Raw genomic sequence first — 26,269 nt, 5'->3', positions numbered from 1 at the left:
TCCAGTCGTCGGCACAGCGAAACTGACAGAAATGCCAGGTCAGCTACGCCCCGCACCCGGCCTACTCGGGACGATTCCAACTGCCCCGCGTTGGCCATAGTCGCCGGAAATACTCTGCGGTACGACCGCTACGCCTCTGCACGACCTGCTGTTGCGACTGTATCTCCGGCAAGATTGGAGGGGTGGCCCGCCTCGACGAGAGATTCCTCATTTCGATATCCGGATCGTTCATCGACGCTACATTCAACCTGGGCTGCTCGTTCCGTTCGATTTTTTTCGGACCATGGACGAACTTGCCCACGGTGCGCCAGCGATGGGAGGTGAAGTCTTTCGCAGGCGTCACCCCCACAACCAGCCTGCCGGTGACCAGTACGCCGAGCGTTGTGTACAGGCTGATATGAGTAAGGTCCTTCGCCAAGCGTGACTCCGGGTCCTCCATGCTCAGCTTGGTGGCCGCGGCCCCGATTGCTCCCCCTGCTATTCCGGCAATGGTAGCAGCGGCATCCAGCCCCCCCGGGGACGAGCTGAGAGGTGGCCCCATCGAAGCCCAGCCATGCACGCGGGAGCCAGGGCGTGCCAGCCTGGCCAGCGGAGGAACGATGAGAGACATGAACCCGTAGCCGATGGATATACCAGCAACGACCAGACTCACGATGTGAATATCTTCTGTCGCGCGTCCCGTCGGGTCCCTTCTATTGACCGGGTCGCCCAGGCAATAGGCGTAGGCATTCAAGCCCCCCGCGCCGAACGGGCTCAGCCGGTCCGGGCAGTGAAAGCGCATGAGCATCGGGCCGTAGACCCGGTGGCCGTTGCCCAGGTGATACCAACCCGCAGCCTCCAGGTGGTGGCCGTTGAAGCCAAGTTGTGAGAATGGTCTGCTCATCAATAGTTGGTCGCGAAGAAGCGCACGCTTTGCTTGCGCTGCCCACGAATATCCCGGTTGATCTTCGGTAAATCTCCAATTACCGAACCTCGACTGCTGGTCGACGCAACGCTGACTATCGATCCCGAACGCAGCGAACCCGACAAGTGCGGCGGAACGCTGGAGATCGGAGAAGCCGACTGCTCACGCGGCGGCGGCGGTGTCCGCTGTACCGGATTGGCCGGGGGCGTGCTCGCGGGCGGAGTGACCGAGCGGAGCGGAACGGGTGTCTGGGACGGGGAAACCGGCGGCACATACTTGACGTTCGATTCCCTGTACATCTTGTCACGCATCGCCTGAATGCGTTCGTTGAAGCGATCCTGCCGGTCCACCCTCCGCGCGAGCCAGACGCGCGTCGCGGCCGAGATGGTCGACAACGATGTGCCTAGCCAGTTGAGGTACCTGCCCTCGGGATTGCCCAGTAATTGCTCGACGGAACCATACATGCCGATCAGGGAACCACTGAAGCTGATATAGGTAGCCGTCAGCGGCGCGCGTTTTTGCATGGCTGGCGCCGTGCTGCGCAATGCGTAGGCAGCCAGGCTGAACAGCATCATGTTCAGCCCCAGCGACAGCAGCGGAGTGATCTTTTCTTCCCAGCGTCCGGTCGGATCCACGGCGTTCACCGGGTCACCGGAGCAGTAGGCATAGGGATTGAGCCCGCCGCGCTCGAAGGGACTCCAGCGGTCCGGGCTGTGGAAACGCAACAGGGCCGGATTGTAGGCGCGATAACCATTGCCTGGCAGATAGCAACCCCAAGGCTCGAGAACCTGGCCGTTGAAGCCGATTCGGGTGACACCAGGCGCTTTCCGATCAGTCCGGACGGCGGGCAAAGTCGGCATGCTGAACCTCACGCAGGTAGTCCCCTCGGGCCAACTTTACGCCTTGATCCGGGACGAGCACTACTGACAGTTCTATCAGGTGCGTTTTTTGAACAAACCCGACAAGCCCCCGCATTTGCGAAGCAAAGCCAGCTTGACAAAAATTTTATCCACAGCACGACCCATAGCTATTGTGGGCAACCCTGCAGGAACGCGGCATGGCTGCACGCCGGTTGCACAAAGATAAACTGATCATTTTTTGACCGACTCGCTAAAGCCCTTGTAAAACCTGGCCTTCAGCGGTCAGCGAACACCTTATCCACAAATGGGCCAACAGACTTTGTGTGAAACTTTTCAGGTTGCGGCTTGCGCTGTGGATAAGCTCGCAAGCCTTGGATTTTTCTGGGTTATAGGACAACCGATCGTAGTTTTCGGGTAAATTGGATATTTTTTGATCAGAAAAGATAACCCGTTGATTTTAATAATTTTATTTTTAAACCAAACAGTTTATCCACAGAGCCGCCAACAAGGATTGTGAGCAACTCCTTTCGCTCAAAGCCGCATCTACAGCGCACACAACCGGAATTGAGCTGTACGATTTATGACCAGAAGCACGAAAGCCTTGCAGAGCAAGGCTTCCAGAGGGTGACCAACATTTTATCCACAGAACCGCCAACAGACTTTGTGCACAACGCTCAGCGCAGCACGCCTTCCTCCACCAACAGCTTGAGAATCGCCTCGGCGCCCGCCTGTGGACTGACGTCCTTCAGCACCTGACCACCGCCCCCGCTAGCCTTGGCCGTGGCGGCCTTCATGCGATCGGCGCCGCTCTTCGCCTTGATCACCTTGAGCCGCTTGGGCCGGGGCTTTGCCGGCAGCAGCTCGGCGCTGTCGAACAGTTCGTCGTCGACGATTTCCACCTCGTGAGCCGCCAGCACGCCGCGCCGGGCCGGGCCGAAAGCGCTCTGGCGAGGCTTCGGTGCGGCGTTATCCACAGAGGCGAGAAACGGCAGGCGCACCTTCAGCCGCCTGCGCTGCCCGCGTGGCAAGGCTTGCAGCACCTGGGCAGTGCCGTTTTCGATTGATTCCACCTCGGCCAGCCCTACCACCAACGGCCAGCCCAGGCGTTCGGCCAGCAGGTACGGAAGCATCCCCGAACCTTCGCCGGTTTCCGCCTGGCTGCCGGTCAGCACCAGTTGCGCTCCGGCATCACGCAGGTAATCACCGAGCGGCCCGAGCACATCGGCACCGACCGGTTGTTCCAGTACCTCCAGTTTCTCCAGGCCCATGCCCAGGTAGGCGCGCAAGGCTTCTTCCCGTGGGTCGCCGGCATGCAGCACCCGCAGGCTGTCGCCGGCCAGTTGCAGGCCCAGCTCGACGGCCCGGGCGTCCTGTTCGGCGCGGCGGCTGCGCCCCGAGGTGGGGTGGGCGCCAACCGATACCAGGCTGATGATCTTCGTGTTCATGACGTTGCCCTGCCCTTATGCCGCATCGCGCCGGGCGCCATTGCGGAAGTTGTCCACAGCCTCGATCAGGGCCTGGAGGATCGCTGCGCTGTCGCCGATCACCGAAAGATCGGCACGCTTGATCATGTCGCAGCCCGGATCCATGTTGATCGCCACCACCTTGTCGCAGGCGCCGATGCCCTGCAGGTGCTGGATCGCCCCGGAGATACCGACGGCCACATAGACCCGCGCGGTAACCCAGGTGCCGGTGGCACCGACCTGGCGGTTGCGCGGCATGAAGCCGTCGTCCACCGCCACCCGCGAGGCGCCTTCGGTGGCGCCGAGGGCTGCCGTGGCACGGTGGAACAGCGCCCAGTCCTTGACCCCGTTGCCGCCGGAGACGATGAACTCGGCCTCGGCCATGGCAATGGCCGCCGGGTCCACCGCCACCGGGCCGAGATCCTCGATCCGCGACAGGCTGCGCGCCACCGCTGTGGACAACTCCACCGGCAAGGCTTCATGGCGGGTTTCGCTGACCGGTTCGGCGCATTCGGCGGCGGCCAGGATCAGGCGTGGCAGATTGCGCACCAGGTCCTGCTGGCCGGCACCGGCACGGCCGCTGGAAAGCCCGTCCTTGACCTGCCAGACCCGCGTCGCCGGGCGTTCGCCCAAGGCGGCGGCAAAGCGCCGGCCCAGTTCGCCACCACCGGTACGGCTGTCGGGCAGCAGCCAGTGGCGCGGCGAGAACTGGTTATCCACAGCCCGCAGGCCCTGCACCCGTTGTTCCGGTGCATAACCCTCGAACTGCTCGCCGTCGATCAGCAGCAGGCGGTCGACACCGTTGCCGGTGAAGTTGCTTTCCTTGTGCTCGCCGAACACCACGGCCAGTACCGCGCCGTCGCTGCCGGCCAGGCTGTGGGCCAGGCCGAGCAGATCGCGGTCGTGGCTGCTCAGGCGACCGCCGACCATGTCCGGGACCACGGCGATATAGAACGCCGGCGCCGTGACCTGGTGCAGCGGCAGTTGTACCTCGGCCGCCGCGCTGCGCTTGCTGCTGCCACCACCCTGCTGGGCGCCGCTGCGGTCGATGCGCTTGAGGCCATTGGGGCCGATGAAGCCGACCGCGTGGGGATTCTTGCGGATGACGCCGTTGGGCCCCATCCAGCTGTCCTGCTTGACCTGCATGGCCGCATGCAGCGGATGCAGGCGGTTGCGTGCGATCCATTCGGCACGCGGGTCGCGGCGAATAATGTCGCTCATCAGTGCACCTCCGCAGGTTCACGTTTGCTCGGCGCCGGCTTGCTCGGCGCGGCACTTTCCACCAGGGCGTCGGCCACCAGCTCGGCCAGGTCCTTGATAAGAGGCCGGGGTTCGACCACGCCTTCGAGCATGGCTGTGCACTGTGGACAACCCACCGCCACCACCTCGGCGCCGGTCTCGCGGATGTCTTCCATGCGCATATCGGGAATACGCTGCTTGCCGGGGATGTCGGTGATCGGCGCACCGCCGCCACCGCCGCAGCAGCGGGAACGGAAGCCGGAACGCGCCATCTCCTTGACCTCGATGCCGAGGGCGCGCAGCACCTGGCGCGGCGCCTCGTATTCACCGTTGTAGCGGCCCAGGTAGCACGGGTCGTGATAGGTCACGCTGCCGCCCTTGTGTGCGTCGAGGCTGAGCTTGCCGGCGTCCAGCAGCTCGGCGATGTAGGTGCTGTGGTGCTGCACCAGGTACTCGCCGCCAAAGGCGCCGTATTCGTTCTTCAGCACATGGAAGCTGTGCGGGTCGCAGGTGACAATGCGCTGGAAACGGTATTTCGCGAGCGTTTGGATGTTGCGCTTGGCCAGGGTCTGGAAGGTGGCTTCGTCACCCAGGCGCCGGGCCACGTCGCCGCTGTCGCGTTCTTCCAGGCCGAGCACGGCGAAGTCCACGCCCGAGGCTTTCAGCACTTTGACGAAGGCGCGCAGGGTGCGCTGGTTGCGCATGTCGAAAGCGCCATCGCCGACCCAGAACAGCACCTCGGTGGATTTCACCTCTGAGAGCACCTTGAGGTTCAGGTCGGCCGCCCAGTTCATGCGCCCGCCCGGGTTGAAGCCGCCGGGGTTGTCGGTGGCGATCAGGTTATCGAGCACTTCCGCGCCCTTGTTCGGTGTGGCGCCTTTTTCCAGGGTCAGGTGGCGACGCATGTCGACGATGGCATCGACGTGCTCGATCATCATCGGGCATTCCTCGACGCAGGCCCGGCAGGTGGTGCAGGACCACAGGGTCTCGGCGTCCACCAGGCCGTTGACGATCGGCTGGTGCGGATGGCCGCCGTGTTCGCCGATCGGCTTGCCAGGGTACGGGCTGCCGGCGAACTGCGCGTCGGTGCCACCGGCCAGGCCGATGACCATGTCCTGGATCAGTTTCTTCGGGTTCAGCGGCTGGCCGGCAGCGAAGGCCGGGCACATCGCTTCGCACTTGCCGCACTGTACGCAGGCATCGAAGCCGAGCAACTGGTTCCAGGTGAAGTCCTTGGGTTTTTCCACGCCCAATGGCGCGCTGCGGTCTTCCAGGTCCAGCGGCTTGAGGCCGGTGGAGCGGCCGCCGCCGAAGCGCTCGGCGCGGCGGTGCCAGGCCAGGTGCAGGGCTCCGGCGAAGGCGTGTTTCATCGGGCCGCCCCAGGTCATGCCGAGGAACAGCTCGGACACGCCCCAGATCACCCCCAGCCCGAGCAGGCCGACGAGGAACCAGCCGCCGAAGCCTTCGGGAAGGATGCCGGCTACCGGCAGGGTGGCGATGAAGAAGGTGGTGGAAAACACCAGGAGGCTTTTCGGCAAGCGCATCCAGGGGCCTTTCGACAGCCGTGAAGGCGGGTCGAGGCGGCGCTTGAAGACGAACAGGGCACCGCAGAACATCAGCACCGTCGCCGCCAGCAGGGCGTAGCCGAGGATCTTGCTGTGCAGGCCGAAGCCGTGGACAACGATGGCGAGCACGGCGGACAGGACGAAGCCGCCGGCGGTAGCCACGTGGGTTTTCGACATGTACTTGTCGCGCTCCACCACATGGTGGAGGTCGACCAGGTAGCGCCGCGGCATGGCCAGCAGGCCGGCCAGCAGGTTGACCGGCGAAGGCCGGCCCTGGCGCCACATCCGCACGCGCCGCACGGCGCCGAGCACGGCCAGGCCGAGGGCGGCGAACAGCAGGACGGGGAGGATAACGTTCAGCATGGGAAGCTCCCACTCGGGTGGTTCAGTTGCCGCGAACCTTGTGGGAGCGGGTTTACCCGCGATTGCGATGGTGAAGCCACTACAGCAATCGCGGGTAAACCCGCTCCCACAGGGTCCGTGCCGCTCTCTCGATCAAGGTCCGATCAGAAGTCCTTGCACAGGCGCAAGGCGTCATAGATCGCCGCATGGGTATTGCGCTGCGCCACGCAGTCGCCGATGCGGTACAACAGGTAACCGTCGCCGGCCTGGCCGAGGATCGGCTGCGGCTGGATGGCGAACAGGGCTTCCACATCGATCTGGCCCTTGTTGCGCGAACCGTCCTTGAGCGCGTAGTACAGCGCTTCGTCCGGCCGCACGCCGTTCTCGATCACCACCTGGTCGACCACCCGCTCTTCCTTGGCCCCGGTGTATTCGTTCTCCAGCACCGCCACCAGCTTGTCGCCCTCGCGGTAGACCTTTTCCAGCATCAGGTCGCCGGTCATGATCACTTCCTTGGGGTACATGCTGCGGTAGTAGGTGGGGAACGAGGTCCCGCCGATGGCCACGCCCGGCTTGATATCGTCGGTGACGATCTCGACCTGGCTGCCCTTGTCGGCGATGAAGTCGGCCACCGACATGCCGGTGAATTCGCAGATGGTGTCGTAGACCAGCACGTTCTTGCCCGGTGCGACCTTGCCGTCGAGCACGTCCCAACTGCTGACCACCAACCCTTCGGCAGCGCCCCAGTGTTCGTTCTGCTCCATGAACGGATGACCGCCCACCGCCAGCACCACGATGTCCGGGCGCAGGTCCATGATCGTGTCGGCATCCGCCGCAGTGCCCAGGCGCAGATCCACCTTCAGGCGCGCCAGCTCCAGTTGGTACCAGCGGGTGATACCGGCGATCTGGTCGCGTTGCGGGGCCTTGGCGGCGATGGTGATCTGCCCGCCGATCTGCTCCTTCTTCTCGAACAGGGTGACGTCGTGGCCACGCTCGGCAGCGACCCGCGCCGCCTCCATGCCCGCCGGGCCGGCACCGACGATCACCACCTTGCGCTTCGGCCCGGTGGACTTCTCGATGATGTGCGGCACGCCCATGTATTCGCGGGAGGTCGCGGCGTTCTGGATGCACAGCACATCCAGACCCTGGTACTGGCGGTCGATGCAGTAGTTGGCACCGACGCACTGCTTGATCTGGTCGACCTGGCCCATCTTGATCTTGGCGATCAGGTGCGGGTCGGCGATGTGCGCGCGGGTCATGCCGACCATGTCGACGTAGCCGCCTTCGAGGATGCGCGTGGCCTGGTTCGGGTCCTTGATGTTCTGCGCGTGCAGGACCGGGGCCTTGACCACTTCCTTGATGCCCGCCGCCAGGTGCAGGAACGGCTCCGGCGGGTAGCTCATGTTGGGGATCACGTTGGCCAGGGTGTTGTGGGTGTCGCAACCCGAGCCGATCACGCCGAAGAAATCGACCATGCCGGTGGCATCGTAGTACTTGGCGATTTCCTTCATGTCCTCGTGGCTAAGGCCATCGGGGTGGAATTCGTCACCGCAGATACGCATGCCGACGCAGAAGTCCGGCCCGACCTCGGCACGCACCGCCTTGAGCACTTCCAGGCCGAACTTCATGCGGCCTTCGAAGCTGCCGCCCCATTCGTCGGTACGCTTGTTGACCCGCGGGCTCCAGAACTGGTCGATCATGTGCTGGTGCACGGCGGACAGTTCGACGCCGTCCAGGCCGCCTTCCTTCGCGCGGCGTGCAGCTTGCGCGTAGTTGCCGATCACCCGCCAGATCTCTTCCGGCTCGATGGTCTTGCAGGTAGCGCGGTGCACCGGTTCGCGGATGCCGGACGGCGACATCAGGGTCGGCCAGTGGTAGCCGTCCCAGCGCGAGCGACGGCCCATGTGGGTAATCTGGATCATGATCTTGGCGCCGTGCTTGTGCATGGCGTCGGCAAGATTCTGGAAGTGCGGGATGATCCGGTCGGTGGACAGGTTGACCGACGACCACCACTGCTGCGGGCTGTCGATGGCGACCACGGAAGAACCGCCGCAGATGGCCAGGCCGATGCCGCCCTTGGCCTTCTCTTCGTAGTACTTCACATAGCGCTCGGTGGTCATGCCGCCGTCGGTGGCATAGACCTCGGCGTGCGCGGTACTCAGCACACGGTTGCGGATGGTCAGTTTGCCGATCTGGATCGGCTGGAACATAGCTTCGAACGCCATGGCGGGTGCTCCTCGACTTACAACGGCTTGACGATGAACAGGCCGTCGTCGTGGCCTTCTTCGGAACCGCCGTAGACCTGCTCGGCGACCGTACGGATGTTGCTGCCGCGAGCGGCGAGGATCTGGTCCATGGCCCCGGCGAACCAGCCGGTGAACATGTAGTCGACCTTGCGCCCGACCTTGCCGTAGACGTAGACAAACGCGGAATGCTCGAGCTTGACGCTGGCGGTGCCTTTATCCAGGTCGATGTCCTGGATCTTGAACAGGCCCCAGCCACGCTGGGACAGGCGCTTCATGTAGTGCTCGAACACCGCCACGCCTTCCAGGCCGTGGCATTCGGCTTCCTTCTCGCACCAGTGCCAGGCGGACTTGTAGCCGGCCTTGTAGAGGATTTCGGCATAGGCCTCGGCGCCCAGCACTTCCTCGATGCCCATGTGGTTGTTGACGAAGAAATGCCGAGGTACGTAGAGCATTGGCAGGGCGTCGCTGGTCCAGACACCGGTCTCGCTGTCGACTTCGATTGGCAATTGCGGGGCGATCTTGGCCATGGAAACTCAACTCCAGAAATTTGTATTGGCTGCCCCCGCCCTGATGCGGGGGTTCGATAGAGAGGCTTCGGAGGCTTACTCGCCCCAGACATCCTTGAGAACGTTCACCCAGTTTTCGCCCATGATCTTGCGCACCACGCGCTCGGAATGGCCGCGCTTGAGCAGGGTTTCGGTGAGGTTGGGGAACTCGCCCACGGTGCGGATGCCCAGCGGGTTGATGATCTTGCCGAAGTTGGTCAGGCGACGGGCGTAGCCCTTGTCGTGGGTCAGGTATTCGAAGAAGTCCTGGCCATGGCCCTGGGTGAAGTCGGTACCGATACCGATGGCGTCTTCACCGACGATGTTCATGGTGTATTCGATGGCCTCGGCGTAGTCGTCGATGGTCGAGTCGATGCCCTTGGCCAGGAACGGCGCGAACATGGTCACGCCGACGAAGCCGCCGTGGTCGGCGATGAACTTCAGTTCCTCGTCGGACTTGTTGCGCGGATGTTCCTTCAGGCCAGAAGGCAGGCAGTGGGAGTAGCACACCGGCTTCTTCGATTCGAGGATGACTTCCTCGCTGGTCTTCGAGCCTACGTGCGACAGGTCGCACATGATGCCGACGCGGTTCATCTCGGCGACGATCTCGCGACCGAAGCCCGACAGCCCGCCGTCACGCTCGTAGCAGCCGGTGCCGACCAGGTTCTGGGTGTTGTAGCACATCTGCACGATGCCCACGCCGAGCTGCTTGAACACGTCAACGTAGGCGATCTGGTCTTCGAACGCGTGGGCGTTCTGGAAACCGAAGAGGATGCCGGTCTTGCCCAGCTCCTTGGCCTTGCGGATATCGGCGGTGGTGCGCACGGGCATCACCAGGTCACTGTTTTCGCGGATCAGCTTCTGGCTCGCGGCGATCTGGTCCACGGTCGCCTTGAAGCCCTCCCAGACCGACACGGTGCAGTTGGCCGCGGTCAGCCCGCCCTTGCGCATGTCCTCGAACAGTTCGCGGTTCCACTTGGCGATGATCAGACCGTCGATAACGATGCTGTCGGCGTGTAGTTCGGCTGGGCTCATCAGGCTGTCCCCTTTATTGGCAATCGCGCGCCGAATCGTCTGCCGGCGCTATTGGGGGTCAGCATATGCCTCGGTTGATTGTCGTCCCGATGCAAAAACGACAGGGGAATTGCCGAAAGCGTCAAAGGGCGACAAAGGGCGTCGGGAACCGCCGGGGAAGGCCCTCCGCCTGCCATGTATCGGGCATTTCGCTAACGTCGGCGGTCCATCAATGAAAGGAGTCACCCGATGAACAACCTGACCGATCGGCTGGAATTCATCGCCGCGCTGGAAATCACCGGCAACGCGACCCGACTGCTGCAACAAAGCCCGCCCGACCAGCCCGATAACCCCGGCCCGTCCGCCGACAGCGCAATGGTCGCCGGCGACAGCCTGCTGTCGTTCGTCGCCGGCCTGACCCGCCAGGCCAGGGAAGATGTGCTCAACAGCACCCTGCTGATGCAACTGGCAGCGAACAAACGCTTCGACAAGGCGCGCCAGCGCGAGGAATGGTTCGGGTTCTATACCGAGGGCCTGGGCAAGCTGGGCTGGACCCTGTCGCACACGGAACTGCTGCGTTTCCACCCGAGCCAGGCGTCGTTCAGCATGAACGACGTCATCATCGACATCATCGAAGGCGTCGCCGGGGGTTCGGCCTTCAGCCCCATCGCCCGGCGCACCCTGGAGTCGCTGCGCAAGCAGCCCCATGCCCTGGAGCTGTTCATGAACCACAGCAACAGCGGGCATGTCGGCACCTTCCAGATCCTGCCCTGTTCGCAGAATGCTGCGGGTGACGTGACCATGTTGATGAATTGCGTGCAACTGATCCGCAATGTCAGCAACAACAGCTTCCTGTTCATCAATTTCCAGAACAACGAAGTGCAGATCTTCCGCTCGGCACAGACGGCGGTGCTGAATGTGCAGGCGTACGAGCAGGTGCGCGGCGCGGTGATCGAGAAGCTGGGGAGGAATGCCAGCCAGTTCGTGGCAAATCTGAGCCTCTGACTGTTCTTCCGGGCCCTATCGCTGGCAAGCCAGCTCCCACAGGTTCAGCGGTGCACTCGGCCCCTGTGGGAGCTGGCTTGCCAGCGATAGGGCCATCAGCAGCAACCACTATGCAGGTACAGCCTCCCCTTCCAGCATCACCGTCCGCTCGAACAACCCCGCCAACACCACCTGGTGCGTCACCGCCACCACCGTGCACCCCGGCAACTCCCGCTTGAGCATCTTCAACAGGCCCCGGGCACTGTCGTCATCCAGTTGGTTGGTCGCCTCGTCCAGGTACAGCGTCTGCGGCCTGTACAACAAGGCACGGGCCAGGCTGATGCGCTGCTGCTCGCCGCCACTCAGGGCGCGTTGCCATTCACAGGTGTCGTCCAGCCGTGCGGCCAGCGCGGCGAGCCCGACCTTGTCCAGCGCCCCGGCAAGTCGACCGTCACTGGGCAGAGCCGTGTCCGGATACGCCAGCAGCTCACGCAATGACATTCGCGCCAGATAAGGCTGCTGCGGCAACAACAGGCTTCGCCCTGGCGGCAACTGCCATTGGCCCCGGCAGTAGGGCCACAGACCCTGCAAGGTGCGCAGCAGCGTCGACTTGCCAAGCCCGCTGCGCCCGTCCAGGCGTACCCACTGCCCCGGCATCACCCGCACATCCAGCCCGTCCAGCAGTACGGTGCCGTCTGGCTGGCACACCACTAGCCCTTCGGTACACAGGCAGGCCCCTGCCGGCACCTCGCGAACCTGCTGGCGGCTGGCGGCAATCGCCCGCTCGAACTGCTCCAGGCGCTGCAACGCCGCGCTCCAGCGCACCAGCTTGGGGTACAGCTTGATAAACCAGCTCAGCGAGCCCTGCACCGCCGTGAACGCACTGCGGATCTGCATCAGCCCGCCCAGGGTGATGGTCTTCGCCAGGAACAGCGGCAAGGCGGCGAATACCGGGATAATCAGGCTGACCCGCTCGAACGCCACGGTAAACAGGCTCAGGTTGCGCTCGCGCCCCATCAGCTGCCGCCAATTGTCGGCAATCGCCTGGAAATGCCCGGACAACTGCCGCCGTTCCACCGCTTCGCCGCGGTACAGGGCAATCTGCTCGGCATGGTCGCGCTTGCGCAGGAGGCTGGCACGGAAGTCCGCCTCGCGGTGTTCGCGTTCGTAGTTGAGGTGGTGCAGCGGCTTGCCGACCCAATGGGTAACCAGGCTGCCGAGCAATGTGTAGGCCAGCACCAGCCAGACCAGATAGCCGTCGATGCTGAACGCCGTGCCGAACAGGCTGAAGGTCTGGGTCCCGGACAGTTCCCAGAGAATCACCACGAAGGCGCCGACCTGGGCCAGATTGATGACGAAAGACGCCACCAGCTCGATGCTCAGGTCCACCATCATGTCCACATCTTGGGCGATACGCTGGTCCGGGTTGTCCGGCTCGTTGCCCAGGCCCAGGCGATAGAAGGCCTGGTCGCCGAGCCAGTCGGCGGCAAGGCGCTCGGTCATCGCCTGGCGCCAGCGCATCACCAGGCCCTTGCGCAGCCAGTCGAGGTACACGTAGATCAGCACGTAGGCGCCGATATACAGCGAGTACTGGCCCATCAGTGCATACAGCGCGTCGGTGTCGAAGGCGCCGAGGGTGTCGTAGAAGGTCTTGCTCCAGGCGTTGATCCACACGTTGATCTGCACCACCAGCAAGCCCATGCCGATCACCCCGGCAAGCATCACCCAGGCCGGCCACTGCCGGCGGCTGGCCCAGAAGGGCCGTGACAGGCGCCAGAAGGCACGCAGGGCGTTCACAGGGCCTGGTCCTGCGCTGCCGGGGATGGCAACAGGCGCAGTTGGACCTGGTTGGCGCGGGGGAACAACTGCCCGGCCATGGCCTTCAATGCACCGCTGTTCAGGCCTTCAGGCAGCCGCGCCTGGCTGCTCAGGTAACGCGGATCGCCCCAGTGGCGCTCGCTCAGGACCAGGCGGCGCTGTTGCGTCGCCGGGTCGTCGCGGCGTTTGCTTTCCTGCCTGGCCAACTCCGCCCGCTCGCCCTTGACCCACTCGGCGCTCACCGCCCCCGGCAGTTTATCCAGGGCATCCTGGGCAAGGGCCCAGAGCTCATCGACCCGGGCCGGATCGCAGGTGAAGCTCAACCGGCTTTCGATACGACCGGTGTCGGGGTTCAGCTCGCTGTCGAACTTCAGCCGGTACACCCCCGCCGCTTCGCCACGCAAGCGCTGCTTGAGCTGCAGGCTGGCGAGATCACGCAAGGCCGCGACCCGCGCCGCCGCCTGCGGGCTCCAGGGTTGTTCGCTGAAACTGCTGGCCTGGAATACCGCGCGGGGCTCCAGGGCAATGGCCAGGGATTCGCTGCGCCGGCCCGGTTTCTGCGAGGCCGCGGCGGGATTCAGGGCCTTGCCCCTGGGGATATTCGCCAGATGGGCGAGCACTGCCTGTTCGAGCGCCTCCGGCTCGATATCGGCCATCAGGTAGTAGGTCACCGGTGCCGCGGACAGGCGCTGCCAATCACTGTCCAGCGCGGCAGCATCCAGGGCCCGCAAGGCCGCAGCATCCGGCGCCTGCCAGCTATCGCGCCCGTACATAAGGCGGCGCATGCTCGACGCTTCGCGCTCGCGCACATCGTCCAGACGGCTTTGCAGGCGTTTTAGCAGTTCTTCCCGGGCCTCGCTGAAGGCCGCCGGGTCGATACGGACATTGACCTGGCTCAGGCGATAGCTTTGCAGCAGGTCCGCCAGCGCACCCTCGCCCGGCGTGACGTTCAGGCTCAGTTGCAGGCGCTGGGGTTTCTGCTCGACGCCCAAGGTCACTTTCCGCGCCTTGCGCCAAGCGTCCAACGCTTCGGCGGAAATCCCGGCCGGCGCGCTCTGGGTCGCCAGTTGCGTGGTCATCTGGGTACGCCAGACCGGTCGGTCGGCCAGGTTGTAGCCCGCCGTCGAATCCGCCTGCAGCGACCAACGTCCGCCTTCGGCATTGGCCCGCAGCCAGACCAGCCGGTCGCCATTGCCCAGCGACCAGTGCTCGACCTTCTCTTCGGCGAACGATCTGCGCTTTACCATGCTGCCTGGCGCCGGCAGCGCCGGCATGACCAGTTCGGCGAGGGGCTTGCTGGTGCTCTCTGCGGCTTGCTGTTTCGGTGCAGCCAGCGCGGTATGGGCGATGGAGTCCTGCAATCGTTCCACCTCGGCCACCGTCGGCAGCTCCAGCGGCGTCACACCGGGGGCGCTGAGCTGCAACACCCGGTCGCGGCTGGCGAGCCAGCGCCACAGCCGCTGGTTCAGGTCGTCCCGGTCGATGCTGCCGAGCACCTCGAGGTAACGCTGCGCCGCCGCATGCTTCGCCACGACGGGCTTGTCCTGCACGGCAGCGTTGTTCAGTTGCTCGACCCACTGCTGGAAGTCCCGCGAGCCATCCTTGGCCAGGGCTTTCTCACCCAGCTTTTGGATGACTTCACGCTCGTGCTGCATTTCGGCTTCGGTGAAACCGTGCTGGCGCAGGCGCTCGATCTCGCCCAGCAACTGTTGCAGGGCCCGGCGATGCTGCTGGCCGTCCACCCCGGCGGCGATGCCAAGTACCGTGGAATGCTCGCCGATCAGGGTTTTCTGCGCGGTCAGGCTGCGCACGCCATCCAGCGGCAGTTGCCGACGCAGGCTGGTGATCAGGGCGGAAAGCGCCATCCGATCGATCAGTCGCTCGCGCATGGCGGCCCGGGTGGTGCCGCGGCTGTCCGGCTCGTGCAAACGGAACAGCAGCGCCACCTGGTTGCTGCCGGACTGTGGATCCTGGAGGCGGAAGACCTTGAGCCTGTCGCCCAGCGGCAATTCGCGTTGCTCTCGACCTGGCAGAGGGCCCGCCAGCGGTGCGGAGAAGGCCTGTTCGATCTGCTTCGCCAGTTCGACGGGCTCGAAATCCCCGACCACCGAAAGGATCATGTTGTTCGGCACGTACCAGCGCTGTTGATAACGCTTGAGTGCTTCGACACTGGCCTTGCGAATGGCGCCCTCGTTGCCGATGGTGCGGTGCGCCGGGTAATGGGAGCCGGCACGCTGGGACGCGATGCGCTGCTCGTTCATGCGCTGGGCCACGCCCAACCCGCCGCGCCATTCCTCGATCACTACCGGGCGCTCGCGCTCCAGGTCGGCGGCATCGTAGTCCATGGCGAAGACCAGGTCGGACAGCGCTTCCAGCGCCTGCGGAGCCTCTTTCACCCCGGACGGCGGGCTGAGCAGGTACTGGGTGCGGTCGTAGCTGGTCACCGCGTTGAAGTGCCGGCCCTGGATCCAGCCGAGGCTGGTCATGCGCTGACGCAGGTCATCGGTGTCGCCGCCATGGCTATAGAACGTCAGGTGCTCGACCAGGTGGGCAACGCCGACCTGATCGGCCTCCTCGTCCACCGAGCCGGCCTGCACGGTCAGGCGCAGGTCGAGGCGGTTGGCCTGGCTGGCATCGCGCACCAGGCGGTATTCCAGGCCGTTGGACAGGGTGCCGCGGACCACAGCGGCATCCCAGGGCAGCGCCTCGTCGGGCGCCTGGGACGTGGCGCAGGCGCCGAGCAGCAGCGGGCCAAGCAGGCTCGCAAGGATCTTGTTCATCAGGTTCATTCCACGGTGAGGAAAGTCAGAAGCGGTAGCCGACCTCGAGCCAGTACTGGCGGCCGATCTCGTAGGTGGTACGTGCGGTGGAGCTGCTGGAGACGATCGTGTTGACCCGGTCGGTGACGTTGGTCACGTCCACCGCCATGAACAGCGCCTGCTCCTTCGCGGTGGGGATCTCCCATTTCACCTTCAGGTCCCAGGTCGGCGCCGGGCTGACCTTGGCCACGTCGTAGACCGCCAGGGATTCGCCACCGACATCAACGTCCCTGCCGGTATCGATGATCTGCTCGTAGGCGCCGCGATAGCGGAAGAAGTTGCTGATGGTGAGGTTCCACTGCGGGATCTCGGTGATAGTGCTCAGGCGTGCGGTCCACGGCCGGTTGAAGTCGCTGGCCGGCAGCTCGTTGTAGGGCATGCGCGAGCCTTTGTAGATCACGTCGCTGTTGTCGTACTCGTCGGCGTCCACCGAGCTGTCGTAGCTGCCGTAGGCGTCCTTGGTTTGCGACCAGTTCAGGGCCACCTGCAAGCTGGTCAGGCTGTTGAGCACGCGGATCGGTTGGACCGGAGTAATGGTCAGGCTGACGTTGTCGCTCTCGCTGGAGCCTTCGTTGGTGTATTTGGTGTAGAGCGTGGTGTAGCCGGCCAGCGGGTCTTCGCCGAGGACCCGGACGTTGGTCTTGACGATCTTGTCGTGGCCCTTGCGGTGCACGTACTTGAGGCTGAAGTCGGTGTCGAGCCAGCGCTGTTCGAGACCCAGGGTCAGTTCGTCGTCGTAGGGGATGTCCAGGGTCGAGAAGCGCGTGGTGTTGAGGTTGGTGCTGCCGACCCAGGCGGAAGTCTGGGTGGCGCGGCGGTACAGGGTGTTCATCGCCTGGCGGCCGTCGGCCAGGCGGTACTTGAACAGGTTGCGCCCGTAGTAGCGGTTGGCACCGAAGACCAGCACGGTGCTGCGGTCACCGAAGAAGTCATAGTCACCAGCAAAGCGCGGCGACAAGGTTTTCTGGTCCATGTAGTCGTCGCCTTCGAAACGCACGCCGGGGCGCAGGCCGAGCTTGCCGATCTGGATGGCATCCTGGGCGTACAGGGCCCAGGTGGTTTCCTCGACCTGGATCTTGCCCGCGCCATATTCGGTGCGAAGGTTGGCCCACTGCCGGGTATCGCCGTTGCGCAGCGGACTCACCGAACACCAGGGGTCGTCGTTGGCGCAACTGGTGCCCTTGTCGCGGGTGAAGCCGGACACGCCCTGTCCGGTTTCCTTGCGCTCCCAGGTGGCTTTCTTTTGGCCCAGATCGAGGCCTGCGGTGAAGGCGTGGTTGGCCCCGGCGAAGCGCAGGGTTTCCCAGTCTACCTTGAGGCTGTAGTCGAGGCCCTTCTGGGTCTGGTCGAGATTGCCGAAGGAGCCTTCGCCACTGCGGGAGCTGTTGCTCGTCGGGTTGCCCCAGTTCTTCGCCTCGGAGTAGTACCAGTTGATGATGTCGTCGGCATCGGCGCGGCGCGAGCTATACAGGTCGGTGTAGGCCAGGGTGTGGGTCCAGCGCGCGCTGTCGCCTTCCCAGGTCGCCTTGATCGCGCCCTGCTGTCCGCCATTGATATTGGTGTACTTCGAGTCCAAGTAGTTGGCGCGGAACAGGGTGTTTTCCTGGGGTGCCTTGAGCAGTGTGGTTTCCAGGGTCAGGCGGTCGTTGACGTCCCAGTAGGTCTTGAGCAGGTAGCTGTCGAGCTGGCGCGTCTGGTCCTCGCGGCTGTCGTTGTTGGGGCTGGTGTAGTTGTTATCGTAGAGGTTCAGCGGCATGGTCGAACGGCGCTGGGAGAAGCTGAAGATCGCCCCGAAATTGTCGGTCAGGTGACCTTCGAGGGTGCCGCGCAGGGTGGTTTTCTCGAACTCCGGGGTGTACTGCTCGTCGGTGGAACTGTCGAAGTTGCTCTGGTCGGCTTCGGTGATGTGGTATTTGGTCCACTCCGAGCGGCTCAAGGCGTAGGAAAACTTGCCGTGGAAATCCTGGGTCGGCCGGCGGGTGATGGAGTCGATGACGCCGCCGTTGAAGCCACCGTACTCGGCCGGCACGTTGCTGTCGTAGACCTTCACTTCTTCCAGCAGGTCAGCATCCAGGGCGATGCCGTAGGAGCGGCTCGGCGCCGCGTCGAACTGGCGCGATTCGCTGTAGCCATGGGCGCCGGGATCGAGATCGTTGTTGATCGAGATCCCGTCGATCATGAAGTTGTTCTGCCAGAACTTGGCGCCATTGATGCTGATATCCGCCGGGTCGATTTCGCCGGGATTGTTCGAGCTTTGCTGAGAGCCGCTGAACTGCACCGCCGGGTGCATCTGCAGCAGCTTGGTGATGTCACCGTTGGCCCCGGGGAAGTTCTGCACCGCCTTGTGGTTGATCACCGTAGCGCCCTGGTAGCTGTTTTCCTCGGTGTTGCCGAGGACCAGGGTCTCATGCAGTTCCAACTGGCCATTGGCGGCTTCGGCCAGCAGGCGGAAACTCAGCACGCCATCGTTGTAGTCCCAGGTAATGCCGCTGCCCGCCAGCAGCATCGATAGCGCGCCGAGGCTGTCGATCCGGCCCTGGACCGGGTTGGACTGGTGATCGCGCAGCCACTGCGCATCCACCGTCACCTGCAGGCCGCTCTGCTGGCCGAAGGCGACCAGCGCACTGGACAGACGCTGGGCCGGGATGTCGAAACTGTGGACCTGGTTCGGCCACTGGCTGGCAACCTCATCGGCCAGCGCCAAGGGCAGTTGCGCCCCCAGGCAGGCCAGGCCCAGCAAGCCACCGCACGCAGCGCGTTTCAACGACAACCAAGCGCCCCGGCCTTGCGGCACCGGGCAAAACACCTGAGACATAACACGCTCCCCGACCCGGGCAATTCCCGGAAAAAATTAATACGAATCGATCTCATTGCTGCGCGCGGAGCAAAAGACGGGGTAGCGCGGGGGATTTTCAGAAAAAAGATGAAAAAGTTTCGCGAGGGGATTTTTGAGGTGTTGCTGATGGCCTCATCGCTGGCAAGCCAGCTCCCACAGGGTCCGGTGCATGCAGTCCCTGTGGGAGCTGGCTGGCCAGCGATGAGGCCCGAAAGGAGGAATGAAGAAGTTTCAGCGCAGCACGATCACCCAAGGCCCATAAGCCTCGACCTTGCCGCCATGGGGCTGCAGCACCGCACGCAACGCCGCCTGCGGCTTGCGCAGGTCATACACGCCGGTCACCCGCTTGCGCCCCAGTTCATCGTTGCGCAGCACCACCAGCCCTGGCGTATAGCGGCGCAGTTGAGCGACCACCTCGCTGACCGGCGTGTCATCGGCAATGACCTGGCCATTGCGCCAGGCCGCCGTCTGCCCCGGGGCGAATGTATCCACCCGGGCCTGCCCTTCGTGATACTCCAGCCGCTCACCCGGCTTCAACTGCGCCGCCAGCGCCTTCGCCGCGCGCCAGTCATCGACCTTGACCGAGCCTTCCTGCACCGCCACGCGCATCTGCCCGGCACCGACATCGACGTTGAACGCCGTGCCGGTCACCGTGACCTCCAGCGCCTCGGCGCGCACATGGAAGGGCTTGCTCTTGTCCGGCGAGACCTTGAAAAACGCCTGCCCGCGAAGCAACTTCACATCGCGCCGATCACCGGCGTACTCGACGGCGATCGCCGTGTCGCTGTCCATCTGCACCAGGCTGCCGTCGGCCAGGGTGACATCGCGGGTTTCGCCCATGCCGGTGCGATAGTCCGCCTGCATGCGCAGGCTGAGGGACGGCGCCAGGGCGATCATCAGACACGCGGCAATCGCCCCACCCAGCCAATAGCGCCGCCGCTTCGGCCGTACCGGAAGGGCCACCACCGGCGCCAGCACCGGCTCGGCCGGCCATTGCGCCTGGGTGGTCGGCGCCAGTTGCGCACTCAGTTGCCAGATCCGCTCGGCCTTGCGATAGGCCTTGGCATTGGCCTCGTCGGCGGCGCACCACTGCTGCATTGCGGCGCGCAATTGCCCATCGCCGGGGGCCGCCTGCAGGCGCAGGAACCAGTCCAGCGCCTGGTCGCGGCGCCGGGTGGCGCTGTCCGCTGACGTCATGTCGGGCATGTCTCCAAAGGCAGAAAAGGTCGGCAAGGGTCGCACAGGCGCCCCGTCTCCGGCAAAAGACGCGGCAGACACCGATTTTTCCAGCTCATCGTCACGGCGCTCACTCATCGTCCGGCTCCAGGCGTTCCAGGCAATGGCGCAGGGCGTCGTGCACCAGTTGGTGAACCAGGCTGGTGGAGACATCCAGATGGCTCGCCACCTGCTGCAGGGTAAAGCCGCCCAAGCGATGCATCTCGAACGCCAGGCGCGTGCGTTCGGGCAATTCTTCAAGCGCCCGGCTGATCGCCGCCAGTTCGTTCTGGCCGCTGACCTCGCGCTCCGGCGAAGCGCTGCTGGACGGCAGTTCGGCGAGGATCTCGTCGCCACCGGGCTGGACCTTTTCCGTGGCGCTGCGGCGGGTCAGGTCGAGGGACAGGTTACGCACGATGCGGTACAGGTAACTGGCCGGATGGCGGATCGCGGCGTCTTCTTCCTGGCGGCTGAAACGCAGCCAGGCTTCCTGCACCACATCCTCGGCCCGCGACCGGCAGCCGACGATGGGCGCCGCATAATCCAGCAGCGCCGCGCGATGCGCGAGGTAAAGCTTCAGCTTGTCGTCCGCCACGATTCGGCTGCCTGTCGAAAAAGTCGCCCGGAGGCATGGGCGGGCGATGTTACCGGCAGTCGATAATCATTATCAATAACAACCGCCAAAACCTTCATCTATGCTCCCTGTTCTTTGCCTTGGCAAAGAGCGAGAATCGCCGTCCATAGACCCTTTAATGGCCCTTTGGGAGATGACTTTGATGAAATCGATGGTCTTGCTGATGCTCGCGGCCCTGGCCGTCGGTGCCCACGCTGCCGAAGAAGAAAGCACGCCATGCGACAACGTGGAAACCGACCAGCAGAACTACGAATGCGCCCGCTACAGCCGCACCGCCTCCGAGCGCGAGCTGGACGCCGCCTTCGCCGACCTGCAGGACCGCATCAAGGAACAATACGCCGGCAAGGCCGCGAAAATCGCCGAACTGAGCAAGCGCCTCAACGAAGCCGAAACGATCTGGAAACAACTGCGTGACGCCGACTGCAAGGTCGAAACCTACGACATCCCCGCAGGCAAGGCCTTCGACGCCGCGCAGAACACCTGCATGGCGCAGCGCAACGACGACCGCTCCGAATACCTGCAATCCCTCGGCCTGCCGACTTCCGACTGAGACTTCCATGATTACGTGCGGTATCGAACTCAAGGGCAGCGAAGCCCTGCTGGCCCTGGCCAGCCTGGACGCCGGGCAACCGGTGCATCTGCCCAGCGCCATCAAGAAGATCGGCATCGAGGATGACGAGGATGCCGGGCAGGTCCGCGAGTTTTTAGCCCGTGTGCAGGCGTTTGTCAGTGAACACGGCGTGACTCATGTAGCGATCAAGAAGCGCAGCAAGAAAGGCGACTTCGCCGGTGGGCCGGTGACGTTCAAGCTGGAAGGGCTGCTGCAGTTGCTGCAAGGGTGCGAGGTGCTGCTGGTGTCGCCGCAGACGATTGCGGCGCAGGGGAAGAAGCATGACCTTACGCCTCCGGCGGCCCTCAACAAGTATCAGCATGAGGCGTGGAAGAGTGCTTGCTCGGTGCTACTGACACATCGCTGAGGGCTTTTCAAGACGGGGTCAAACCCGTGCCTGACCCTCGATTCCCTTCATCATCGACTCGGCCAATGCCCTGGAAGCCTCCAGGGTGTGCTGGGTAGCCCAGAGCATCCCCGCCAGATGGTTGTCCTTGACTGTGTCGCAAGCCTGGAGATTGGTTTCGTAGGCGGAGCGCAGCATCACGATGAGGTGGACCATTGCCTTGTCGAATTCCGCACCAGCACAGACGGCAAATAGCGGTGGATGATCGCCATCGCAGCAGGCGAAGTGAGTATGAGCGGTGACACCGCGTGAGGATGGAGCGGGCGGATCGGGGACGATCTTTTTCATGACAACCCTCTATTGTTTATCGAACTGCAATCAATTCGCTGTCAAACGAATGGTGGCAGCTGTGCATGGGTTGACAGACCGAGAATAGAGGAACCCGGCGCGCAACGAGTGCGCCCCACGCACAGCCGCCATTGATCCCGCCGTGTAGCACGCAGGAATGGGTACTGTGGATTCACTATTGATCGGTCTGTCAAAACCGGTCGCCATACATCAGCGACGGCAGCAAGACTAGGCAGCATTTCCCCAGCACGCAACGACTGATAAACCGCGGCAGTATGCTTGGGAAATTGCCTACAAGAAAGTCGGAGATCGGTGAAGTTTCGTAGCCATTTATGGCGAGCTTGCCGCCTTCTGACCACCACCTCGCCCGTGCTGCTGGAACGAGCAACTCAACCAGCAATGAATACAGGCCTTCAATCCCATTTGACGCCCTTCTGCGAGGCGATCAAGCAGGCCCCGCAGGACGCAGTATCACCATCACGCGCAGGGGTTCTGCCATTAGCCCGCATCCCGCGTCCCGGTGCCTGAATAGCGACCGGCCCATGCACAGGACAGTCAAACGAGTCGCCATGTCCCGCTACGGCAACTCCGTTGACCGTGAACCCGGTAGTTGCACTCTGCACGCTGCCGCCATGGCTGCTGGTATCGCCCAGCACGATGAAGGGACGACTCATTTCGACTCCTGGCGTTGAGTATCCGGCTCGTCTTCGAAGTGAACCCCTGGGATGGTCTTCGACTCTTTTTCAGCTAAATGCACGTCGGCCGGCAACGACTTGCGCGTACGTCTCGGTCGCTTCTCTTTGGACTCCACCTTGGGCAGTGGCGGCCAGTCAGCAGCAGTGGAGAGAGCAGGAACAGGCTTTCCGGGCAGGCCTGCTTCACGAATGATCCGCGGCCAGCGAGGTTCCCAGCACAGCAGCAGCGATATCCAGTGACCTACGGAATGTAATGCCAAGGCTGGAGAGGCCAGCGCCACAATACAGGCGACCTGCCAACGCAACCCGGCGCGCCACAGTGGTTTGAAGAAACTCAAGGAAGCTATTACCGACAACCAAGGCCATGGGACCTTACCGAGTAATTTTTTTGGCGCTGGTACTGACTGCGGGCCTTCCTCCATGTAGCGACGAATGAACTCCCACAGGTTGACGATATCGCTGGTGCCCTCGGCGCGTTTACCGACGAAAACGAGATGAAAATGGGGCAACTCCGGCATGCTGGGGCCCCAGGATAAGATGAGCTTTCTACCGATGTTTGCCGAATCTTCTTCTCCTGCTCCGGTCTCGACAGCTACCTGCTCCCAATCAAAGACCGTTACGCCACCGGCGAATCGAGGGCGGTGCAAATAGACCTGGCGTGTAACCCGGTTGAAGCGGATCAGCATTCGGCGTTGAACAAAGTTTTCGAGGCATATGAATATACGTGCATACCTACAAACGACATACAACATAAAGCCAGCCATCAAAAACATTCCCAGCCCAAGTACATAACTGCTCGTTGAAGCAGCAGTCCCTAGAGAATGATGAATACCGGTAAACCACACCTCATTCAGAACAACCGCGTCACCTACAATTAAGCTCAGAAAAAAAATAATTGATAGCGTCATATAGGTAATCACCCCTCGACGCTCTTGAGACTCGCCAGCGCTGATCTCAATGTATCTTTCATTCACCTCATAAACCGAACCTTCCGCCGAAGGGCTTTCACTGGCCCTTTCGAAGATTTTTCTTCGCCTTCCCTTGCGTACTTCTCGTCGATTTATTTCAATAATTTTCTCTAATTTTTCCTGCCACTGCTTAGCCTCATAAGTCGAGGTCTGTACATACCAGAGCATCCATTCGATCCAATACATTTCAGCCCACCGCCTTTAATGCTTGATAAAGCTTAGTTAGCTCTGTCTCCTGATCCCTGAAGGGTTTGAAAAAATCATTTGAGTCGATCTCTTTCAAACAGCTATGCCAACACCACTCTTCCATTTCTTCGGGAGCAAGAAAAGCTATTGCCACAGTCAACGCAATAGTTGCCAACGTCCCAACACCTATTATCCTCAGCAGCAAAGATCGCATTGCAACTCCACTAATTGCGTCTACTGCAAGTACAAAACCGGCGCGCCGGTTAAATATCAATCCGAGCAATGGGCCCGTGTATGATACGGACAGAAGAGCACTTAACCCGGTGATTCCTAGCGACACGACCGCTCGCCCATAGTAGGCATACCCAAGCGCGTTATATTCTTTATCGATAGCGGATTTACCATCTTTATAATCGACATATGCAAGCATGCCACCACCAACACTTGCCAAACTCCCTCCCACTAACCGCAACCCTCCAAGCGAAACTGCAGCACCCCGGCCAATAACGCTCGCAGACTTATACTTTTCCGCAACCAACTCCACCCCCATCGCTGCCGCCTCGACTCCAGCCGCGATAGTAATCAGGACGGCAGCCAGGTACTCCAGATACTCCTTGTCACCCTCATCCTTTTTCGGGGCCTTGATGCAAAGGATGATCCCCTCGAGCAATGCCAATAGCACACCACCACGCAACTGGTAGAACTCTCCCTTGCCGCCGTTCTGGAATTCCTGCATCAGGGTGTCGCGCAGCCGGGTCATATGGGCATTCACCTGTCCCGATACCCGATTTGGATTGGCCGTTACTCCAGCCAGCGCCAACTCGCGTAAACGGATTCGGGTGGTCACCCCCCCTAACCCAGCATGAATGAAACCAAGCATCGGACTTAGCAGCCGGCGATCCACCGCGTTAGCCGGAAGCAGCCTCAACAGGTATTGGTGAATAGAGGTGAACAGCGAAAGCCCGAGAGGCAATCGCCGCACGTCAAACCAGCGATGGTTTTGACCGACCACAGCCATCTGTACCGCCGCATCCGCCTTACTCATAAGATCGGCGACCTTCTGGAACCAATCGCTGGCGCTCTCCAGTTCAGAGACAAGGTTATCGACGGTAAGGACGCTGGCCTGGCCCGCAGCAGCGAACGCCGCGCGGGTCTCCTTCGCGATCTGGGCCTGATTACGGGTCAGGGCACGCCAGGCCAGGTTGCCCTTGGAGATGTCGGTGTCCGACCACCACGTCGCCAGCTTTGCGGCGCCCTTGCTGCTTGCATTCATGCCGAGCACGCACAGGGCGACCTGACTGGCAAATGCGTGTCCCCAGACCGGATCATTGCGGTCGTAGACGTCGAACGCCCGCTCCAGCAGCTCGCTGTCCAGCCAGGCGAGGTGATCGTCCGCACGCCTGTCCATTTCCTCCTGGGCCAGGCGATCCTGCCTGGCGAACTCAGCCTGGACACGCTCCTTGGCCTTCCAGTCGAGCATCTTCTCGTACTTGTCGAAGACGAACTCCTTGTCAGACTCGGCCCGGCTTCGCACTTGCTCTGGATCGTACTCTGCGCTTTGCTCGTCCAGCGTTCCAAGGGTGGCACCAAAACGGGAGTTCATCAGGTGCTGCGTCTTGTCGGCCCTGAGCTTGTCTGCGGCCTTCTCGACAGCCTTCTCCACATACCCCAGTTGCATGGCGTTCTTCACATCGTCCAGCGCCTCGGCCACCGCATACCGGCGCTCATTGCTGATGCCGTGCTCATCCTCGGTCTTCAGCCAAGGCAACGTTATCTCGATGGCGTCATTGCGCCACGCATTCAGTTCCTGAACGATGCCGATCGGGTCATCGAGCACCACCGCAATACCTTTACCCTCCATCAGACTGTCGAGGGCATTGCGGTAAACGGAATCCATATCCTTTGGGCTTTCCCCAGGGGCAATTGCGTTGCGAAACGGCGGGAATGCCTGTTTCTCCAGCAACGCCTTGGCGGCGGCGTCGTCACCTGCCAGAAACTCCGCAACGACACTGTCCACCTGCGACGGCGTCACCGCGTCCGGGAAGATCCCGCAGCTATTGGCCAGGGTACGCAGGTCGAACTTCTGTAGACGCTCCCGTTCGAGGTTCACCTCCAGATAGCGATCCAGCATGTCGCGACTGAGCGGGTCCGGAGTGAACAGCAACCGGGCCTCGTCCACGTCGTCGGGATCACCCACGGTCAGCGTCCATCCGCCCAGCGCAGCCACACCACCTACCGGCAAGCCTGGGTCGTAGGGAAAGATTGGCTGCAACAACCCCGTGTCATGTACCCGATAAGCGGACTCGCACGAGTACTTCTTGCCCATGCGCTGGACCAGTACATACACGTAGCCCTCGCGCAGACTGCGCACGGCATAGCGGCTGTGGGTGAGAGGAAGAGTCAGTTTCTTGCCCAGATGCGCGGGAAGCACAGGCGCCAGCCGTTCAACAAGGCTACGGTCCTGCCCGGAGACCACGCCGTAGCGAAGCGGCAGGATGACCAGGCTGCGCTTGCAACTGACACAGGGGCTGGCAGGCTCGTCGCTGCGCGTGCGGTTGGCCGCTTCGCGGCTGAGGTCGAGGATTTCGCTCAAGGAGCGGGAGGGATTGGACATGTGGATTTACCTCCTTCT

The 26,269-nt window shown here is 62.8% G+C and carries 20 protein-coding genes; 3 read left to right on the top strand and 17 right to left on the bottom strand.

Annotation, left to right across the window (positions count from 1 at the left end; all coding sequences use genetic code 11):
- Nucleotides 1–61: 61 nt before the first annotated feature.
- The 8 genes from ACPFMA_RS02055 to ACPFMA_RS02020 form a co-directional block, all read right to left on the bottom strand.
- Nucleotides 62–883 carry an RHS repeat-associated core domain-containing protein gene (locus ACPFMA_RS02055; protein ID WP_425929603.1) on the bottom strand — a complete coding sequence of 274 codons (822 nt, stop codon included), beginning with the start codon at nt 881–883 and terminating at the stop codon, nt 62–64.
- A complete protein-coding gene (locus tag ACPFMA_RS02050) occupies nt 883–1,764 on the bottom strand; it encodes an RHS repeat-associated core domain-containing protein (RefSeq protein WP_425929602.1) in 882 nt (293 codons plus the stop codon). The genes ACPFMA_RS02055 and ACPFMA_RS02050 overlap by 1 nt, the downstream gene beginning before the upstream one ends.
- A 674-nt stretch (nt 1,765–2,438) precedes the next feature.
- Nucleotides 2,439–3,209, bottom strand: coding sequence for an electron transfer flavoprotein subunit beta (locus ACPFMA_RS02045; protein ID WP_425929601.1), 771 nt, complete (start codon nt 3,207–3,209; stop codon nt 2,439–2,441).
- Between the two features lie 15 nt (nt 3,210–3,224).
- Nucleotides 3,225–4,448 carry an electron transfer flavoprotein subunit alpha/FixB family protein gene (locus tag ACPFMA_RS02040; protein ID WP_425929600.1) on the bottom strand — a complete coding sequence of 408 codons (1,224 nt, stop codon included), beginning with the start codon at nt 4,446–4,448 and terminating at the stop codon, nt 3,225–3,227.
- Nucleotides 4,448–6,394, bottom strand: coding sequence for a dimethylglycine demethylation protein DgcB (gene dgcB / locus ACPFMA_RS02035; protein ID WP_425929599.1), 1,947 nt, complete (start codon nt 6,392–6,394; stop codon nt 4,448–4,450). Before dgcB ends, ACPFMA_RS02040 begins: the two co-directional genes overlap by 1 nt.
- Before the next feature lie 143 nt (nt 6,395–6,537).
- Complete coding sequence (dgcA, locus tag ACPFMA_RS02030; protein ID WP_009404086.1) at nt 6,538–8,598, bottom strand: dimethylglycine demethylation protein DgcA; 2,061 nt, start codon at nt 8,596–8,598, stop codon at nt 6,538–6,540.
- A gap of 17 nt (nt 8,599–8,615) precedes the next feature.
- Nucleotides 8,616–9,146, bottom strand: a complete 531-nt coding sequence (locus tag ACPFMA_RS02025) for a 4-vinyl reductase (protein WP_009404079.1) — start codon at nt 9,144–9,146, stop codon at nt 8,616–8,618.
- 75 nt (nt 9,147–9,221) lie between these two features.
- Nucleotides 9,222–10,199, bottom strand: coding sequence for a dipeptidase (locus ACPFMA_RS02020; protein ID WP_009404077.1), 978 nt, complete (start codon nt 10,197–10,199; stop codon nt 9,222–9,224).
- Between the two features lie 228 nt (nt 10,200–10,427).
- On the opposite strand from ACPFMA_RS02020, the gene ACPFMA_RS02015 reads away from it, so the two are divergent.
- Nucleotides 10,428–11,183: a hypothetical protein gene (locus ACPFMA_RS02015; protein WP_064303707.1), complete on the top strand. Its 756-nt coding sequence runs from the start codon at nt 10,428–10,430 to the stop codon at nt 11,181–11,183.
- A 108-nt stretch (nt 11,184–11,291) separates the two neighbouring features.
- Here the strand turns inward: ACPFMA_RS02015 and ACPFMA_RS02010 are convergent, their stop codons facing one another.
- From ACPFMA_RS02010 to ACPFMA_RS01990, 5 genes are all read right to left on the bottom strand, one after another.
- Nucleotides 11,292–12,959, bottom strand: coding sequence for an ABC transporter ATP-binding protein/permease (locus ACPFMA_RS02010; protein ID WP_425929598.1), 1,668 nt, complete (start codon nt 12,957–12,959; stop codon nt 11,292–11,294).
- Complete coding sequence (locus tag ACPFMA_RS02005; RefSeq protein ID WP_425929597.1) at nt 12,956–15,760, bottom strand: insulinase family protein; 2,805 nt, start codon at nt 15,758–15,760, stop codon at nt 12,956–12,958. The genes ACPFMA_RS02010 and ACPFMA_RS02005 overlap by 4 nt, the downstream gene beginning before the upstream one ends.
- 25 nt (nt 15,761–15,785) lie before the next feature.
- Complete coding sequence (locus tag ACPFMA_RS02000; protein WP_425929596.1) at nt 15,786–18,614, bottom strand: TonB-dependent receptor plug domain-containing protein; 2,829 nt, start codon at nt 18,612–18,614, stop codon at nt 15,786–15,788.
- Nucleotides 18,615–18,866: 252 nt separating this feature from the next.
- The gene (locus ACPFMA_RS01995; protein ID WP_425929595.1) at nt 18,867–19,949 is read right to left on the bottom strand and encodes a FecR family protein; all 1,083 of its coding nucleotides are present in this window, start codon (nt 19,947–19,949) and stop codon (nt 18,867–18,869) included.
- Nucleotides 19,942–20,445, bottom strand: coding sequence for a sigma-70 family RNA polymerase sigma factor (locus tag ACPFMA_RS01990; RefSeq protein ID WP_009404067.1), 504 nt, complete (start codon nt 20,443–20,445; stop codon nt 19,942–19,944). The genes ACPFMA_RS01995 and ACPFMA_RS01990 overlap by 8 nt, the downstream gene beginning before the upstream one ends.
- Before the next feature lie 181 nt (nt 20,446–20,626).
- Here ACPFMA_RS01990 and ACPFMA_RS01985 point away from each other — a divergent pair, with 181 nt between their 5' ends.
- Entirely contained in the window at nt 20,627–21,034 is a 408-nt protein-coding gene (locus ACPFMA_RS01985; RefSeq protein ID WP_009404066.1) for a lysozyme inhibitor LprI family protein, read from the top strand.
- Nucleotides 21,035–21,041: 7 nt separating this feature from the next.
- A complete protein-coding gene (locus ACPFMA_RS01980; RefSeq protein WP_425929594.1) occupies nt 21,042–21,461 on the top strand; it encodes a DUF3010 family protein in 420 nt (139 codons plus the stop codon).
- An 18-nt stretch (nt 21,462–21,479) separates the two neighbouring features.
- Here the strand turns inward: ACPFMA_RS01980 and ACPFMA_RS01975 are convergent, their stop codons facing one another.
- From ACPFMA_RS01975 to ACPFMA_RS01960, 4 genes are all read right to left on the bottom strand, one after another.
- Nucleotides 21,480–21,788: a hypothetical protein gene (locus tag ACPFMA_RS01975; RefSeq protein ID WP_425929593.1), complete on the bottom strand. Its 309-nt coding sequence runs from the start codon at nt 21,786–21,788 to the stop codon at nt 21,480–21,482.
- Between the two features lie 413 nt (nt 21,789–22,201).
- Nucleotides 22,202–22,462 (bottom strand): PAAR domain-containing protein, encoded by a 261-nt coding sequence (locus tag ACPFMA_RS01970; protein ID WP_425929592.1) that lies wholly within the window; start codon nt 22,460–22,462, stop codon nt 22,202–22,204.
- Nucleotides 22,459–23,637, bottom strand: a complete 1,179-nt coding sequence (locus ACPFMA_RS01965) for a DUF6708 domain-containing protein (RefSeq protein ID WP_425929591.1) — start codon at nt 23,635–23,637, stop codon at nt 22,459–22,461. Before ACPFMA_RS01965 ends, ACPFMA_RS01970 begins: the two co-directional genes overlap by 4 nt.
- Before the next feature lies 1 nt (nt 23,638).
- Nucleotides 23,639–26,251: a T6SS effector BTH_I2691 family protein gene (locus ACPFMA_RS01960; protein ID WP_425929590.1), complete on the bottom strand. Its 2,613-nt coding sequence runs from the start codon at nt 26,249–26,251 to the stop codon at nt 23,639–23,641.
- Between the last annotated feature and the right edge of the window lie 18 nt (nt 26,252–26,269).

Source organism: Pseudomonas sp. NyZ201 (assembly GCF_049860765.1).
GTDB classification, from domain to species: domain Bacteria; phylum Pseudomonadota; class Gammaproteobacteria; order Pseudomonadales; family Pseudomonadaceae; genus Aquipseudomonas; species Aquipseudomonas bharatica.
This window is presented reverse-complemented; position numbering and strand designations above follow the sequence as displayed.